This is a genomic window from Yoonia vestfoldensis SKA53 (genome assembly GCF_000152785.1).
GTDB lineage: Bacteria > Pseudomonadota > Alphaproteobacteria > Rhodobacterales > Rhodobacteraceae > Yoonia > Yoonia vestfoldensis_A.
The window spans coordinates 1262934-1277127 of sequence record NZ_CH672414.1 but is presented as its reverse complement, the minus strand read 5'-3'; the positions used below and the strand labels follow the sequence as shown (position 1 = coordinate 1277127).

Sequence of the window (14194 nt, the reverse complement as noted above, 5' to 3'; positions counted from 1 at the left end):
AGCCCAAATATCCCCGCCGGAGGCATAAAAGTTTTCAGGTCTTCACATCCGGCGCTGTACGTCCCGTCCGCGCCGAAATCCCCGCGATAGCATCGACAGCCGCTGCCAGCGGGGCCAGCACGTCACCGGCATCGTGATGCAGGTCCCCGTCCGTCACCAGCTGTTCGAGATAGACCCGCAAGGTCGCCCCGCTGGTGCCGGTGCCCGACAGGCGCAGGACCGCGCGCGCACCGCCTTCGAAAAACAGCCGCAGACCTTGGCCGGTGCTGACGCTGCCATCCACAGGATCGGTATAGGCAAAATCATCCGCCGCTGTGACGCGCAGCCCTGCAAAGCTTTGCGCTGGCAAGCGGTCCAGCCGCCCGCGCAGATCGGCCATCAGCAAGGTGGCAACAGCGCTGTCCACGTCTTCGTAATCGTGCCGAGAATAATAATTGCGCCCATAGCTTCGCCAATGCGCGGCCATCAGATCGGCCACGCTTTGCCCTGATACGGCGATGATGTTCAACCACATCAACACCGCCCAGAGCCCGTCTTTTTCACGGATATGGTCCGATCCGGTGCCGGCACTTTCTTCGCCGCACAGCGTGATCTGGCCAGTATCCAGCAGGTTGCCAAAGAATTTCCAGCCTGTCGGCGTCTCGTGACAAGCGATCCCCTTGGCCGCTGCCACCCTGTCCACCGCGCCCGACGTCGGCATCGAACGCGCCACCCCCGCCAGCCCGCGGCGATAGCCTTTGGCCAGATCCGCGCGGTCCGCAATCAGTGCCAGACTGTCGGAAGGTGTCACATAGCAGCCGCGCCCGACAATCATGTTGCGGTCCCCGTCACCATCGCTGGCGGCACCGAAATCGGGGGCGTCGGGGCTCATCATCAGCCCCATCAGCTCTGCCGCCCAGACGGGGTTGGGGTCGGGATGGCCGCCGCCGAAATCGGGCAGGGGGATGGCATTCATCACGCTGTCGGGGCTGGCACCGCAGCGGTCCACCAGCAGCGCGCGCGCATAGGGGCCGGTCACGGCATGCATCGCATCGAACCGCAGGGTGAAACCGCCCGCGATCAGCGCGGCGATGGCGTCAAGGTCGAACAGATCTTCCATCAGCGCCAGATAATCCGTGACAGGGTCGATGATCTGAACCTGCATCGGGCCGATCGCCGCCGCGCCCAAGGCGTCAAGATTGATGTCGGCGCTGTCGGCCATGCGGATGCGGGTGATGGACTCGCTGGCGACGACGATGGCAGCGGTCATGGTTTCGGTCGCAGGCCCGCCATTCCCCATATTGTATTTCAGGCCGAAATCCGCGTCGATACCGCCCGGATTATGGCTGGCCGACAGGATGAACCCGCCATCCGCGCCGGTCTTGCGGATCAGATGCGATGCGGCGGGGGTGGAAAGAATCCCGCCTTGCCCGACCATCACCCGCGCCGCCCCATTGCCCGCCAGAATGCGCAGGATGATCTGGATCGCCGCGGCGTTAAAATAGCGCCCGTCGCCGCCTAGCACATAGGTCTTGCCCGCCGCCCCGCCGGTGCCATCCAGAATAGCCTGCACATAATTTTCCAAAAACAGCGGCGCCATATAGGCGCGGGTCTTGCGCCGCAGACCAGAGGTACCCGGAGCCTGCCCACGGATGGGTGCTGTGGCAATGTCGCGGATTTGCATGGGATACCTCTTGGCGGCGGGTCAGGCCCGCGCTTGTTGTCCATCAAAGGTGAAATCACAAGGCAGCGCCTTGGCGATGACACGCTGTGCATTGGGGATGTCGTTGCCTTCGGCGCGGCGTGTGGCGACGGCGCGTGACAGGTTCTGGCTCAGCCACCGCTGGATCAGCCGCGCGCGCAGTTCGGGCATCGGCACGTCCAGCCGGATCGAGACATCCCACAGGCCCGCAAGCTCCGACCACGGGCTTTCATCGAACATCAGGTAATTGCCTTCGGCAATGACATACGAAGCGTCGGCAGGCACAGCGATTGCCCCCGCGACGGACAGATCGCGCATGCGGTCAAAGCTGGGTGCGAAAACATCCTCTTGCGCCTTGATTGCGCGGATCAGCCGGACAAAACCCTGCGCGTCGAAGGTTTCGGGCGCGCCTTTGCGCGGCAGCAGGCTGCGCGCCTCCAGCACGGCATTATCCAGATGAAAGCCATCCATTGGCACAACGACACCGCGCTTGCCGCGCGCCGAAAGCCTGCGGGCCAATTCGGCGGCAAAGGTCGATTTGCCCGATCCCGGCGCGCCGGCAACCGCGATGATCACGCGCGGCGCATCCCGTTGCAGCAGCATCTCGGCCAGCTCATGGACGTGGCGTGTCTCGATCGTCAAATCTTTGCCTGTCGGTTTTGGGTGCATTTTGTCCAAACCTAACGCGCTTGGCGCTGCGGCGCGACATGTTTCTTGCAACATTTTTGCGGCGCAATTGATGTCCCTTGTGCTTTCGCTGCCTTGCATTGGCCATCTCTGCCCAGTGCTCGATAGTCGTCTGATCGCTACCCGACAGACGATGCAGCAATGGCACAAACCCAAACCGCTTTATTGAGCGCACAGCGCTACATCCCTTTCGCGGCCCGGTAATAGCGGGCGCTGTCATCGGGAAATATATCTTTATAAAACTAATTTTATAGTTATTTTGCCTGCATGTCCGACACGAATCTCCATGCCCGTGCGCTGGCTGCCCTTGGCCATGACGCTCGCCTGTCGATCTTTCGCCTGCTGGTGAAAGCGGGGCATGACGGGCTGCGCGTGGGCGAGATTGGCGATCATCTGGGGATTGCGCCGTCGACTTTGGCGCATCATCTGTCGGCCTTGGTGGATGCAGGGCTGGTGGTGCAGGACAAGCAAGGGCGCGAGGTGTTCAATCGAGCCGATTTCGATGCCATGCACCGGCTGGTCGGGTTTCTGACATCACATTGTTGCACAGGGGTCGGCCCGTGATCGCCAGACTGTCGGCCAGCAAGCGGGGCCTGACCATTGCAGCCCTTGGCACGTCCCAGACCGTTGGCTGGGCGTCAAGCTATTACATCCCCGCGGTGCTGGCGGTCCCGATGGCGGACAGTTTCGGGCTGTCGCCGGTCTGGGTGTTCGGCGCGTTTTCGATGGCGCTGGTGGTGTCGGCCATCGTCGGGCCTTGGGCGGGCGCGCGAATCGACGGGTTCGGCGGGCGCGGGGTGCTGATGCTGTCGAATATCGTCTTTGCGCTGGGGCTGTGCCTGCTGGCGGCGGCACCGGTGCCGGCGGTGCTCTATCTTGGCTGGGCCGTCGTGGGCTTTGGCATGGGGATCGGACTGTACGAGGCCGGGTTCGCCACGCTGGCGGGAATTTATGGCAAAGATGCGCGTGGCCCGATCACCGGCATCACGTTGATCGCGGGCTTTGCCAGCACATTGGGGTGGCCCTTGTCGGGGATCATGCTGGCGACATGGGGCTGGCGCGAGGCCTGTCTGGGCTGGGCGCTGATCCATCTGCTGGTGGCATTGCCGCTGAACGCATGGCTGCCGAGCGGCAACGAGGCTTTGCCCAAACCCGCTACCCCCGAGCCTGTCGGCCCGCCGCCATCGCGCCGCGCGCTGTGGCTGCTGGCCTTTGTCTTTGCCGCGGCATGGTTCAACGCCACCGCCATGGCCGCGCATCTGCCGGGGCTGTTGCAGGCGGCGGGGGCCAGCACCGCTGTCGCCATCGCGGCAGGCGCGCTGATCGGGCCTGCGCAGGTCGCGGCGCGGGTGCTGGAATTCGGCCTGTTGCAGCGGTTTCATCCGCTGGTTTCGACCCGGCTGGCGGCGGCGGCGCATCCGGTGGCGGCGGTCGCGCTGATCGGCTTTGGCGGGCCTGCGGCCTATGTTTTTGCGCTGTTGCACGGGGCGGGCAACGGGATCATGACCATCGCCAAAGGCACGCTGCCTTTGTCGCTGTTTGGTCCGGCAGGGTACGGTCAGCGGCTGGGCTGGCTGAATGCGCCCGCGCGGGTCAGTCAGGCGGCGGCACCGCTCATCTTTGGCGCGGCACTGACCGGCTGGGGCGTCAACGCGGTCTGGCTGACGGCGGGGATCGGGATGGCGGCCTTATTGGCGCTGTTGATCCTCAAACGCAGCTGACCGCCGGATCAGACTAGGTTTTGCGCTGGGCGATGATCTGGCCCAGATTGCCTTCGATCAGGCTGGCCAGGGCATGCACCTTTGCCGCGACCTCATAGCCCAGTGGCGTCAGATCGTAATCCACATGCGGCGGCACCACGGGGTGCGCCGTGCGGCGGACAAAGCCGTCATCCTCCAGCAGGCGCAAAGATTGCGCCAGCATCCGCTCAGACACCCCGCCGATCCGACGGCGCAGCGCGCTGAACCGCAAAGTGCCGTCCTGCAACGCGATCAGGATCAGCACGCCCCAGCGGCTGGTCACATGGTTCAGCACCGCGCGCGACGGGCAGCGGTCGTTCAGAACATCGGGGGTCAGATCATGCGCCATCTTTTTCATACTTACAAAAATGTGTGTACTTCCGTTTCGTGCGTATAGCGTTATCTGTGCCCCGTCAACATCAACGAACGGAGCGTTTCATGACCATTGCCATCACCGGTGCCACCGGCCAACTGGGCCGTCTGGCCATTGCCCATCTCAAGACCCTGACCGATCCTGCCCAAATCATTGCGCTTGTGCGCGATCCGGCCAAGGCGGCTGATCTTGGCGTTGCCGCCCGCGCCTTTGACTATACTGCGCCACAGGCCATGGCCCCCGCATTGCAGGGCGTCGATGTGCTGGTGCTGATTTCGTCGAGCGATTTCAACGACCGCGTCGGCCAGCACCGCAATGTGATTGCGGCAGCCAAGGCGGCGGGAGTGGGCCGGATCGTCTATACCTCGATCCAGCAGGCCGATCGCTCGCCAATGTTGATCGCCTTTGATCACCGCGCCACCGAAGCCGCGATCAATGACGCGGGCCTGACGGCTACGATCCTGCGCAATGGCTGGTATACTGAAAACTGGACCAGCAGCCTTGCCGGAGCAATCAGCGCCGGTGCGATGATCGGGGCTGCGGGCGATGCGCGCTTTACCCCCGCAACCCGCGCCGATTACGCGCAGGCGCTGGCGGTGGTCGCGGCGGACGATGCCCATGCGGGGCAGGTCTATGAACTGGGGGGCGATACGGCCATCACGTTGGCTGATATCGCCGCCGAAGTGTCGCGCCAGACCGGCAAGGACATTCCCTACAACGATCTGCCCGCCGATGTGTATCAGGGCATTCTGGAAAGCTTTGGCCTGCCTGCCGGTTTCGCCGCTGTGCTGGTCGATGTGGACCAGCAGGCGGGCGAAGGTTGGCTGGCCGACAATTCCGGCACCCTGCGCCAGTTGCTGGGCCGTCCGACCACGCCGCTGGCGGAAGCGGTGCGCGCAGCCCTTGCCTAGCCCGCAGGTAGGGTGAAAACTGCCATCTGGCTGGCACCGCCCAAGGTGGGATGCGTGCCCGCTATATCATGAAAGGCGGCGGCATAGCCGGCCGTCTTGGCCGCGCGCGCGCACCATGTGCGAAATCGCGCGCGGTCCCATTCGAAACGGTGGTCGGGGTGGCGCATCCGGTGTGCCGGCACGCCCAACAGCGGATTGAATTCGGCATTGGGGGTCGTGATGATAGTAGTGCTTGCACGCAGCACGGTGAACAGCGCGCGTTCCAGCCGCGACAATTGATCGGGGTCGATATGTTCGATGGTTTCCAGCAGCACCGCGCAATCATAGCCTGCCAGATCGCGTGCGGGGTCGGTCATCGACCCGTGGCGCACATCGACCTTGCCTGCGGTCACGGTGATCCGCGCCAATCGCGCGCGCAGCCGGTCAAGCGAGGCGGCGCAGATGTCGATCCCGACCAGATCGTCAAGCGCGGGCATCGTGGCCAGCCGCACGAACAGATCGCCATCGCCGCAGCCCAGATCCAGTACGCGCCGCGCGCCGCTGGCGCTGATCGCGGCCAGCACGGCCTGCAGGCGGTCTTCGTGCAGATAACTGGTCATGGCGCGGCGCGCGGCCTTGCCTGATCTGCACTATTTTGCCAAATCGCCATTTTCCGTCGCCCGCCCTGACCGTTGTCCAGCTGCAAGCGTAGGTGCTATCTGCCCTTGTCTGTCAATCCCCTGGGGCATGGTGCGGCTTTGACCTCAGGGCCGCCGTTTGTGCCGCGCGCCGCCATGATCCAGCCCCATCAGGTGATCCAGCGACACCCGCCCCGGCCCTTGCGCCAGTACCACCAGCAGCGCCGTGGCCCAAAGCCCATGGGTGACCCAAGCCTCTGGAAACACGAAGGTTTGTATCACGGCTGTCATGACAAGCAGCCCCAGCGCGGAAAATCGCGCAAACAGGCCAAGCACCAGCAGGACCGGCAGCAGATGTTCAGCCAATGTCGCAAGCTGGGCGGCGGTTGCGGGTGGGATGACCGGCAAGGCATAGACCTGTTCGAACAAGAAATAAGTGGAATCCTTGATCGTGAACCCATCAACCTTGGTGCGCGCCGATTGCCAGAACACGATCGCCGGAAAAAGCCGCGCGGCAAAGGCCACGACATCGTGGGGCAGATGATCGGCAAGCCTGTTGATCTGCCCGATCCGGTTGCGCAGGTCTATGGTGGGGGTCATGGGGAAACTCCTGTATCTATCGTGGTGATCAGCCCGTGGCGCAAAAGCAGCACCAGGGCGGTGGTGGGTTCGGCATGGGTTGCAGCGTCACCCAGCCTGTCGCCAGCCACCAAGGCGCGCAGCACGGCATATGTGTCTTCGTCCAGCGGGGCCGTCACGATGCTGAAATCGGGCGCGCGCGCGATCAGCGCATGGTCGGGTCCGGCACGCAGCGGGGCGCGCGTGCCACCTGTCTGATGCGCTTGCCAGATTTGCAGCGCCGGGTGCGGTGATGTGAACAGCTGCACCGACGGGTGCAGACCGAGCCGCAGCGTCGCGGGGTCGTCCACGGCCAGCGCATCGGCTGCGACCGGCATGGCGTCGGCGGCGTGATAGGCCAGCCCGCGCGCATATTCCAGCCGCGCCACATCGCCCAGAAACGGCAGATGCGCCACCGGGGCGAAACCATCCAGAAAATCCGCGAATGTCGCGCCCCAGCCCAGCAAAACCGGGCTTTGCGGCGGGTCTTGCGCGATATGGACCCGCGCCATGGCGGTAAAAAAGGTGGGGCCGACCAATTGTTCCACGACGGCAAACCGCCCCGCCAGCGCGCGGGTCAGGCTGTGCTGCACATTGTTGCGGTAAACGGCAAACCGCTGTGCGACCTCTGCCATCACGGGCGCGCTCAGCCCTGCGGGCGGGTCTTGCTGCCAAAGCGCGGCTTCAAACGCCTGTTGCTGGGCGGCGTGGCTGTCAGGCTGCATCGGTCTGCGGCCTTTGCACATCACGCAGGATGGCGTTTGCGCGGGCAGCCTCGGCCAGCAGGGTGGCGAAATCCGGCACGTCAGTGTCCCATTCGATCAGCGTGGGCAAGGGGCCGGTACGCGCCAGCACCTCAGCGTAGAGCGCCCAGACAGGGTCCGCCACCGGCGCGCCATGGCTGTCGATCAGCAGCGGACCGGATGGCAAATCTTCGGTATCATGCCCCGCCAGATGGATTTCACCCACAGCAAACAGCGGGAAATCGGCCAGATAGGCACGGGCATCGAACCGGTGGTTGGTGGCAGAAACAAAGACATTGTTGACATCCAACAGCAGCCCGCAGCCCGTGCGCTGGACCAGTTCGGTCAGGAAATCGGTTTCCGACAGGGTGGAGCTGGCGAAGGTCACATAGGTCGCTGGATTTTCCAGCAGCATCCGGCGGCCCAAGGTATCTTGTACCTGATCGACATGGGCGCAGATCGTGGCCAATGTCTCGGGCGTATAGGGCAGGGGCAAAAGATCATTCAGCCAGGCCGCCCCATGGCTGGACCAGGCCAGATGTTCGGAAAAGCTTTCGGGTTGGTAGCGGTCAATCAATCTGCGCAGCCGCGCAAGGTGGTCGCGGTCCAGCCCGCCCGCGCTGCCGATCGACAGGCCGACCCCGTGGATCGACAGGGCATGGCACTCGTGCAAAGCTGCCAGCATCGCGTGCGGCGCGCCGCCATCGCCCATGTAATTCTCGGCATGGACCTCGATGAACCCGATGGTGTCGGTGGCCATCATATCGGTGAAATGCTGTGGCTTGAAACCCAGACCGGTCGTGCGGGGAAGTGCGGGCATGGCAAAATCCTTTTGGATAGAGGGCGGGGGATACCCCCGCCCCTTGATGTCAGATCATGCAGGGGGCAGATCGCGGTCCAGTTCTGCCAGCGAGCCCATGCGCGCGGAGCCGTCGGCCATGGCAGGCAGTGCGATGTCGGCGCAGGTGCCGGTGGCGACCAGCGTCCAGGCGTTGCCCTGGTAATCGACGGTGGATGTGCCGGCGCAGGTGGTGCCGGGACCGGCGGCGCAATCATTGGCACCAGCCAGCGAAATGCCGAAACATTTTTCCATCGTGGCCTCTTGTGCATGCATCTGCCCGGCGGACAGGGTCAGCGCAGAAGCCAGCGAAGCGGCAAGAGTAAGCGAAAGCGTTTTGGTCGTCATGAAGGTCACTCCTAGTGGCGGGCTGCGTCAGTGCAGTCCCGCCAAGCAGGTCGTGCCACCGCGCCTTTGTGTTACGCAGGTCACGCCCATGTGAACCGCTGAAGGCGAGCGCATTTGTTTCTGGGCAAGTCGGGGGTTGTAGCTGTAACATTTGCCCGACACGGGACGAACAGGGATCAGAACTTGGACATAATTGACCCTTGGGATGACCTGATGCGCGCAGCGAATGGCGGCGATACGGCGGCCTACCGCCAATTGTTGCAGGCGATCAGCCTGTTTTGCGCCGCGTCGTGCAGGCGCGGGGCGGCGGGCTGGGGCAGGACAGCTGCGAGGATGTCTTGCAGGATGTGCTGCTGGCGATCCACACCAAACGCCATACATGGCGGCAGGACGCGCCGCTGCGCCCCTGGCTTTATGCCATCGCGCGGCACAAGGTGGTGGATGCATTCCGCGCCCGTGGACGGCGCATCGAGCTGGCGATTGACGATTTTGCAGATGCGCTGGCAGCACCCCAGGGGCCTGACCCGCTGGACGGGCGCGATATGGAAAAGCTTTTGGGCGCGCTTGATCCGCGTGCTGCCGATATTGTGCGCGGCTTTGGTCTGCGCGGTGAAACCACGGCGGATACGGCGGCGCGTCTGGGCATGACCGAAGGGGCGGTACGCGTGGCTTTGCACCGCGCGTTGCGGACGCTGGCGCGCTTGCGTGAAAGGATGATCGAATGAACACCGACGACCTGATCGCGGCGCTTGCCGCCGATACATTGCCGCAACCGGGCATCGCGCAGCGGCTTGTCTGGTCGCTGCCCGTGGCGCTGGCGGTCTGCGTGGCGGCTTTTGTCGCCTTTTGGGGGGTGCGCCCGGACCTTGGGGCGGCGCTTGCGTCGCTGGCCGTGCTGAAAATGATCCTGCCTGTGCTGCTGGCCGGTCTGGCCGGTGCCGTTGCTATCGCCTTGGCCCATCCGGTGGAAATGGCGGGCAGGCGCTGGGCGGTGCTTGCGGTCTTTGCGGCAGTGTTGGTCGCAACCTTTGTTTTTCATTTGCAGCGCGGCGGGCTGTCAGGGCTGGTCGAGGCTTTGTCGATATCGAGCCTCTGGGTCTGCCTGACCAGCGTGCCGGCGCTTGGCCTGCCGTTTCTGGCGGCGATCTTGTGGTCGCTTTCAACGGGGGCGGTGCTGCGCCCACGGCTGGCGGGGGCGGTGGCGGGGCTGGCGGCAGGCGGGGCGTCGGCCGCCATCTATGCGTTTTATTGCGATCAGGATGCCGCGCTTTTCGTGCTGCCCGCCTACGGGACGGCGATCCTGTCGGTCGCGCTGGCCGGTGCCATTTGTGGCCCAAGGGTGCTGCGCTGGTAAGCACGTGGGTTTTTGGGGGTTCACCCCTGCAGATGCGGGTGCCATAAACAGGCCAACCGCCCGCAATAAAGGTCAGATCATGCCCCGCACAAGCGCCCTTGCCGTCATCGCCCTGACCCTGATCGCCGGATGCACCGGCGGCAATGTTTTTGTCAGCGGGGCGGGGCCTGACGATCTGCTGAAACTGCGGGCGGGGCCGGGGCTGGAGTTCAATGTCATCATGGGCCTGCCCGATGGCACCGCCTTGACGCGGCAGGATTGCGTGACCGAACTGGGGCAGCGCTGGTGCCGCGTGACGCTGGCCGATGCGCCGGGGGTGACGGGCTATGTCTCGGCCGATTACCTGACAGAGCGTTAGCGCACAATTTATCCTGCCGCCGCCCATAACCCATGCGGCAACACAAAGGTCGCCTGCGGCCCGGGCAACCGATTGGCCACGATGGGGCAGCCATAAGCCTCGGCCAGGGCAGACCCGCCGATGACGCGCGCGGGCGATCCGGCATCCAACAGCAGGCCGTCATGGATCAGCCAGACATCATCGGCCACCATCGCGGCAAGGTTCAGATCATGCAGCACGATCACTACCCCGCCACCGGCATCGGCAAAGCGGCGCAGCACCCGCATCACGCCGATCTGATGCGCGATATCCAGTGCCGCCACCGGTTCGTCCAGAAACAGCCAGCGCGGGCGGCCCGCGACGACAGGGTCCCAGACCTGCGCGCGCACGCGGGCCAGTTGCACCCGCGCTTGCTGACCACCTGACAATTCCTGATAATACCGCCCGGAAAAGCCGGTCAGATCAACCTCGGCCAAGGCGCGCCCGATCAGGTCTGACCGGTCAGCCTGCGTGCCCGACGTCAGCCCAAGGCGCACGACCTCGGCCACGGTGAACGGAAAGGCCAGCGTTGCGGCCTGTGGCAGCACGCCGCGCCGCGCCGCCAATTCCCATGGTTTGAGATCGGCCAGATCGGCCCCGTCCAGCGCGATCCGCCCGTCATAGGCGACATCGCCGGAAATGGCGCGCAACAGCGTGGTTTTGCCAGACCCGTTCGGCCCGATCACCGCGACGATCCGGCCGGGGGCGGCACTGGTGGTGATCCCGTGTAGCACGGCGGTGCGCCCCAAAGACGCATGCAAGGAACGATTGGTCAGCATCACAAATCCACCAATCCACGGCGGCGCAACAGGATCCAGAGAAACACCGGCGCGCCGATCACCGCCGTGACAATGCCGATCGGCAATTCGGCGGGGGCGATGATGCTGCGCGCGATCAGATCGGCCAGCAACAACAGCGTCGCCCCCAAAAGGGCGGCATTCACCAGCAGATAGCGGTGGTCCGGCCCCGTCGCCAGCCGCAGCAGATGCGGCACCACGATCCCGATAAACCCGATGCCGCCCGATACCGCGACAGCGGCCCCCGTGGCAGCAGCGACCGTCAGGATGGCCACATGTTTGACCCTTTGTACCGGCAGCCCGATGTGATGGGCCGCAGCCTCGCCCAGCGACAGCCCGTTCAGCCCGCGCGCCAGAAAGGGTGCGGCCAGCAGCGCAAGCAGCATCACAGGGCCTGCCGCCGCGATCTTGGGCCAGGATGCCCCGCCCAGCGATCCCAGCCCCCAAAAGGTCAGATCGCGCAATTGCCGATCATCGGCGACATAGACCAGAATCCCCGTTGCCGCCCCCGCCAGCGCGCCAAGCGCGATCCCCGCCAGCAGCATTGTCGCGGTAGATGTCCGCCCCGCGCGGGTCGAGACGCGGTAAAGCACCATGGTGGACAGCCACCCCCCCATAAAGGCCGCAACCGGCACCATGTTCCAGCCCAGCCAAGCCGCGACCCAGGCTGGGGCCTGTCCGCCCAGCACGATGGCCAGCACCGCGCCCAGACCGGCCCCCGCGCCAACCCCGACCAGCCCCGGATCGGCCAGCGGATTGCGGAACAGCCCCTGCATCACCGCACCCCCCACGGCCAGCGATGCCCCGACCAGCACGCCGGTCAGCATCCGTGGCAGCCGGATTTCCCACAAGATCAGCCAGTCGCGCGCGGGAACATCATGTCCCGCCAGCCAGCTTTGCAGCACAAGATCCAGCCGCACGCCCGATGCGCCATGCGACAGGCTCAGCAGGCTGGTCAGCAGCAAAAGCCCCGCCAACCCAAAGGCCACGCGCCGCGCGCGGATCGACCTGTCGCCCGCCAGCACGGGGGTATCGGCAAGGGCGACCATCAGCCTTTGACCTCGTCGGTCAGGCGGCGCAGATGGGTGTTCAGCTCCAGCGCCGCAGCGCCGGTGCGCGGGCCAAAGCCCAGCAGATAGAGCCCGTCCATGCTGACAATCCGCTGGTCAATGGCCGCGCGGGTCAGGCGCAGCGCCGGATGGGCGATGATATCGGCCAGGACCACGGCATGATCACCGCCCCGGTCCATCATCAGGATCAGATCGGGATCGGCAGCAATCGCGGCCTCGTCGGTCAGGGGCTTGTAGCCGTCCAGCGCAGTCACCGCATTGGTGCCACCGGCCAGCAGGATCATCGCCTCGGCAGAGGTGCCTGCGCCGCCGACCAGCAACCGGCCGCCCTGCATCGACAGGATAAACATCACCCGCGGGGAACGGGGCAAAGCATCGCCTGCGATCCGTGCCTGTTCAAGCTGTGCCGCCACGCGGGCTTGCAGGGCGGCACCGGCGTCTGGCAGGTTCAGCGCCGTGGCCACCGCGTCGATCTTGGCGGCGACACCGTCAGGGTCGAGCGCTTGTGGCGCCATCACCAGCGCGATGCCCGACCGCTGCAACACGTCCAGCACTTCGGGCGGGCCAGCGTCATGTTCGGCGATCACAATGTCGGGGGCCATCGCGATCAGGTTTTCCGATGACAGCGCGCGGACATAGCCGATATCGGGCAAGGATTCGAGCGCGGGGGGAAAGGTTGACGTGGTATCGCGCGCGATCAGGCGGTCACCGGCCCCCAAAGCATGGATGATTTCCGCGACAGACCCGCCCGCCGCGATCACACGCGACGGGGTGTCGGCAAAGGCTGTGGGGGCAAGTGCCACCGCCACAACAAGGCCCGCTGCAATCTGGCGGATCATGCCATCACCTCGGCAGCCAATCCTGTGGCGATCGCATCCCAAGCACCTGTATCGGTCGCGGCCTCGGCGCGTTTGCCGAAAATCTGCAGGATCAGGTGACCGTCCCTGTCAAACGCCTCGACCGAGATCGCATCGCCGCGTTTTGTGGGTTTGCGCACCAACCAGACCTGCGCCACCTTGTCTGCGCGCAGATGCAGGTTGAAATATGGGTCCAGCACGTTGAACCACGGCCCCATCGGTTCCAGCCGTGCGACAGGCCCCGAATGGATCTGGATGCAGCCGCGATTGCCGACAAAGACCATGATCGGCACAGCCTGCGCGCCGGCCTGCCGCAGCGCCTGTTCGACCGCATTGACCGGCAGCGGCACCGCCCAAGGCGCCCCGATCGACAGATAGGCCCCCAGACGGTCGAATTTCAACCGGCTGGTCATGGCAAGGAACTGGTGGGTATCGGTCATCTTTGGCCAGGCGCTGCGCAATTCGTCAAACTTGGCTTCGTTCACGCGGATAGGCTCTGGCACGGCGCGCGGGGCAAGATCGAAAGGCGCGTCATCGGCCACGGCCAGATCGGCGACCAGCGCGTCATAGGCCGCAAGGTCTGACTCTGGTTGCAGATAGATCTTGTGAACTGCATCGCCTGCGGCATCGAACACCTGCAAGCTGCGCCTTGTGCCATCCGGCCCGCTGCGTTCCACCGCGAAACCATGGACCCAGTGGCTGGGGAAAATGCGCAGGTCGATATCCGGCCCCAGCACCATGCCGGCATGCGCGTCAGCGCGATAGTCAAGATATTGCCCACGCCGTTCATGTACGCAAAAATCGTTGCGCGTCAGCGCCATCACATCGCCAAGCGCCGGGATGCGCGCCAACAGCCTGTCAGGGTCTGCCGCGATCCGGCGCACGCCATGGCCAAGCTCGGCGGCCAGAATCTCGGCCTCGCGGATGTTCAGCACATTGGCCAGATCGCGTTCGCGCATTTTGGGTTTGTCGGCGCGGGCGGTCGCAATCGCCGCTACGCGGTCGGGGGATAGAATCATGAGGTTGACCTCCGTTGGGCCTGCTTTTGGCGGGCGTTGACGCGCGAGGTCCCGGATCTAGCGTTGCCGCAAAGGGCATGGCTGGAAGATCAGGCGCAGTACTTGACTGTTTGTGTCGGAATAACTAGAACGCCGCTCGTCGGGGGTCAAGACACCTTGATGCATG

At 64.8% G+C, this 14194-nt stretch carries 18 protein-coding genes; 6 read left to right on the top strand and 12 right to left on the bottom strand.

Features of this window, described 5'->3' with window-relative positions; genetic code table 11:
* Positions 1-34 precede the first annotated feature (34 nt).
* Positions 35-1663, bottom strand: coding sequence for an alpha-D-glucose phosphate-specific phosphoglucomutase (locus SKA53_RS06295; RefSeq protein ID WP_007205254.1), 1629 nt, complete (start codon positions 1661-1663; stop codon positions 35-37).
* Between the two features lie 21 nt (positions 1664-1684).
* Positions 1685-2350 (bottom strand): AAA family ATPase, encoded by a 666-nt coding sequence (locus SKA53_RS06290; RefSeq protein ID WP_110549077.1) that lies wholly within the window; start codon positions 2348-2350, stop codon positions 1685-1687.
* Between the two features lie 285 nt (positions 2351-2635).
* Here SKA53_RS06290 and SKA53_RS06285 point away from each other — a divergent pair, with 285 nt between their 5' ends.
* Both SKA53_RS06285 and SKA53_RS06280 read left to right on the top strand, forming a co-directional pair.
* Positions 2636-2932 (top strand): ArsR/SmtB family transcription factor, encoded by a 297-nt coding sequence (locus tag SKA53_RS06285; protein WP_007205252.1) that lies wholly within the window; start codon positions 2636-2638, stop codon positions 2930-2932.
* Positions 2929-4089, top strand: a complete 1161-nt coding sequence (locus SKA53_RS06280; protein ID WP_007205251.1) for an MFS transporter — start codon at positions 2929-2931, stop codon at positions 4087-4089. The genes SKA53_RS06285 and SKA53_RS06280 overlap by 4 nt, the downstream gene beginning before the upstream one ends.
* Positions 4090-4102: 13 nt before the next feature.
* Here SKA53_RS06280 and SKA53_RS06275 read toward each other — a convergent pair whose 3' ends face one another.
* The gene (locus SKA53_RS06275) at positions 4103-4465 is read right to left on the bottom strand and encodes a winged helix-turn-helix transcriptional regulator (protein ID WP_007205250.1); all 363 of its coding nucleotides are present in this window, start codon (positions 4463-4465) and stop codon (positions 4103-4105) included.
* Positions 4466-4545: 80 nt separating this feature from the next.
* On the opposite strand from SKA53_RS06275, the gene SKA53_RS06270 reads away from it, so the two are divergent.
* Positions 4546-5391 carry an SDR family oxidoreductase gene (locus tag SKA53_RS06270; protein ID WP_007205249.1) on the top strand — a complete coding sequence of 282 codons (846 nt, stop codon included), beginning with the start codon at positions 4546-4548 and terminating at the stop codon, positions 5389-5391.
* Here SKA53_RS06270 and SKA53_RS06265 read toward each other — a convergent pair.
* The 5 genes from SKA53_RS06265 to SKA53_RS06245 all read right to left on the bottom strand — a co-directional run bounded on the left by SKA53_RS06265 (position 5388) and on the right by SKA53_RS06245 (position 8555).
* Positions 5388-5990, bottom strand: a complete 603-nt coding sequence (locus SKA53_RS06265; protein ID WP_007205248.1) for a methyltransferase domain-containing protein — start codon at positions 5988-5990, stop codon at positions 5388-5390. The two genes, SKA53_RS06270 and SKA53_RS06265, sit on opposite strands and share 4 nt — an antisense overlap.
* 144 nt (positions 5991-6134) lie before the next feature.
* On the bottom strand, positions 6135-6608 hold the full coding sequence (locus SKA53_RS06260; RefSeq protein ID WP_007205247.1) for a DoxX family protein: 474 nt from the start codon (positions 6606-6608) through the stop codon (positions 6135-6137).
* Positions 6605-7351: an HvfC/BufC N-terminal domain-containing protein gene (locus tag SKA53_RS06255; RefSeq protein ID WP_040482823.1), complete on the bottom strand. Its 747-nt coding sequence runs from the start codon at positions 7349-7351 to the stop codon at positions 6605-6607. Before SKA53_RS06255 ends, SKA53_RS06260 begins: the two co-directional genes overlap by 4 nt.
* The gene (gene bufB / locus SKA53_RS06250) at positions 7341-8189 is read right to left on the bottom strand and encodes an MNIO family bufferin maturase (RefSeq protein WP_007205245.1); all 849 of its coding nucleotides are present in this window, start codon (positions 8187-8189) and stop codon (positions 7341-7343) included. Before bufB ends, SKA53_RS06255 begins: the two co-directional genes overlap by 11 nt.
* Before the next feature lie 54 nt (positions 8190-8243).
* A complete protein-coding gene (locus SKA53_RS06245; RefSeq protein ID WP_007205244.1) occupies positions 8244-8555 on the bottom strand; it encodes a BufA1 family periplasmic bufferin-type metallophore in 312 nt (103 codons plus the stop codon).
* Between the two features lie 290 nt (positions 8556-8845).
* Here SKA53_RS06245 and SKA53_RS06240 point away from each other — a divergent pair, with 290 nt between their 5' ends.
* From SKA53_RS06240 to SKA53_RS06230, 3 genes are all read left to right on the top strand, one after another.
* On the top strand, positions 8846-9280 hold the full coding sequence (locus SKA53_RS06240) for a sigma-70 family RNA polymerase sigma factor (RefSeq protein ID WP_242601245.1): 435 nt from the start codon (positions 8846-8848) through the stop codon (positions 9278-9280).
* Entirely contained in the window at positions 9277-9909 is a 633-nt protein-coding gene (locus SKA53_RS06235) for an NrsF family protein (RefSeq protein WP_007205242.1), read from the top strand. Before SKA53_RS06240 ends, SKA53_RS06235 begins: the two co-directional genes overlap by 4 nt.
* 79 nt (positions 9910-9988) lie before the next feature.
* Positions 9989-10267 carry an SH3 domain-containing protein gene (locus SKA53_RS06230; RefSeq protein ID WP_040483171.1) on the top strand — a complete coding sequence of 93 codons (279 nt, stop codon included), beginning with the start codon at positions 9989-9991 and terminating at the stop codon, positions 10265-10267.
* 8 nt (positions 10268-10275) lie between these two features.
* Here SKA53_RS06230 and SKA53_RS06225 read toward each other — a convergent pair whose 3' ends face one another.
* From SKA53_RS06225 to SKA53_RS06210, 4 genes are read right to left on the bottom strand one after another with little or no spacing between them, the layout of a single operon-like run.
* The gene (locus tag SKA53_RS06225; RefSeq protein ID WP_007205240.1) at positions 10276-11064 is read right to left on the bottom strand and encodes a heme ABC transporter ATP-binding protein; all 789 of its coding nucleotides are present in this window, start codon (positions 11062-11064) and stop codon (positions 10276-10278) included.
* Positions 11064-12131 (bottom strand): FecCD family ABC transporter permease, encoded by a 1068-nt coding sequence (locus SKA53_RS06220; RefSeq protein WP_007205239.1) that lies wholly within the window; start codon positions 12129-12131, stop codon positions 11064-11066. The genes SKA53_RS06225 and SKA53_RS06220 overlap by 1 nt, the downstream gene beginning before the upstream one ends.
* Positions 12131-12991: a heme/hemin ABC transporter substrate-binding protein gene (locus tag SKA53_RS06215; protein WP_007205238.1), complete on the bottom strand. Its 861-nt coding sequence runs from the start codon at positions 12989-12991 to the stop codon at positions 12131-12133. Before SKA53_RS06215 ends, SKA53_RS06220 begins: the two co-directional genes overlap by 1 nt.
* Positions 12988-14028, bottom strand: a complete 1041-nt coding sequence (locus SKA53_RS06210; RefSeq protein ID WP_007205237.1) for a hemin-degrading factor — start codon at positions 14026-14028, stop codon at positions 12988-12990. The genes SKA53_RS06215 and SKA53_RS06210 overlap by 4 nt, the downstream gene beginning before the upstream one ends.
* Positions 14029-14194: the final 166 nt, after the last annotated feature.

What these genes read in the sequence shown, in the direction of transcription:
- SKA53_RS06235 (WP_007205242.1), top strand. Translation starts at nt 9,277, where the DNA reads ATGAACACCGACGACCTGATCGCGGCGCTTGCCGCCGATACATTGCCG.
- SKA53_RS06215 (WP_007205238.1), bottom strand. Translation starts at nt 12,991, where the DNA reads ATGATCCGCCAGATTGCAGCGGGCCTTGTTGTGGCGGTGGCACTTGCC.
- bufB (WP_007205245.1), bottom strand. Translation starts at nt 8,189, where the DNA reads ATGCCCGCACTTCCCCGCACGACCGGTCTGGGTTTCAAGCCACAGCAT.
- SKA53_RS06245 (WP_007205244.1), bottom strand. Translation starts at nt 8,555, where the DNA reads ATGACGACCAAAACGCTTTCGCTTACTCTTGCCGCTTCGCTGGCTTCT.
- SKA53_RS06230 (WP_040483171.1), top strand. Translation starts at nt 9,989, where the DNA reads ATGCCCCGCACAAGCGCCCTTGCCGTCATCGCCCTGACCCTGATCGCC.
- SKA53_RS06260 (WP_007205247.1), bottom strand. Translation starts at nt 6,608, where the DNA reads ATGACCCCCACCATAGACCTGCGCAACCGGATCGGGCAGATCAACAGG.
- SKA53_RS06290 (WP_110549077.1), bottom strand. Translation starts at nt 2,350, where the DNA reads ATGCACCCAAAACCGACAGGCAAAGATTTGACGATCGAGACACGCCAC.
- SKA53_RS06225 (WP_007205240.1), bottom strand. Translation starts at nt 11,064, where the DNA reads ATGCTGACCAATCGTTCCTTGCATGCGTCTTTGGGGCGCACCGCCGTG.
- SKA53_RS06295 (WP_007205254.1), bottom strand. Translation starts at nt 1,663, where the DNA reads ATGCAAATCCGCGACATTGCCACAGCACCCATCCGTGGGCAGGCTCCG.
- SKA53_RS06210 (WP_007205237.1), bottom strand. Translation starts at nt 14,028, where the DNA reads ATGATTCTATCCCCCGACCGCGTAGCGGCGATTGCGACCGCCCGCGCC.
- SKA53_RS06285 (WP_007205252.1), top strand. Translation starts at nt 2,636, where the DNA reads ATGTCCGACACGAATCTCCATGCCCGTGCGCTGGCTGCCCTTGGCCAT.
- SKA53_RS06265 (WP_007205248.1), bottom strand. Translation starts at nt 5,990, where the DNA reads ATGACCAGTTATCTGCACGAAGACCGCCTGCAGGCCGTGCTGGCCGCG.
- SKA53_RS06255 (WP_040482823.1), bottom strand. Translation starts at nt 7,351, where the DNA reads ATGCAGCCTGACAGCCACGCCGCCCAGCAACAGGCGTTTGAAGCCGCG.
- SKA53_RS06270 (WP_007205249.1), top strand. Translation starts at nt 4,546, where the DNA reads ATGACCATTGCCATCACCGGTGCCACCGGCCAACTGGGCCGTCTGGCC.
- SKA53_RS06275 (WP_007205250.1), bottom strand. Translation starts at nt 4,465, where the DNA reads ATGAAAAAGATGGCGCATGATCTGACCCCCGATGTTCTGAACGACCGC.
- SKA53_RS06220 (WP_007205239.1), bottom strand. Translation starts at nt 12,131, where the DNA reads ATGGTCGCCCTTGCCGATACCCCCGTGCTGGCGGGCGACAGGTCGATC.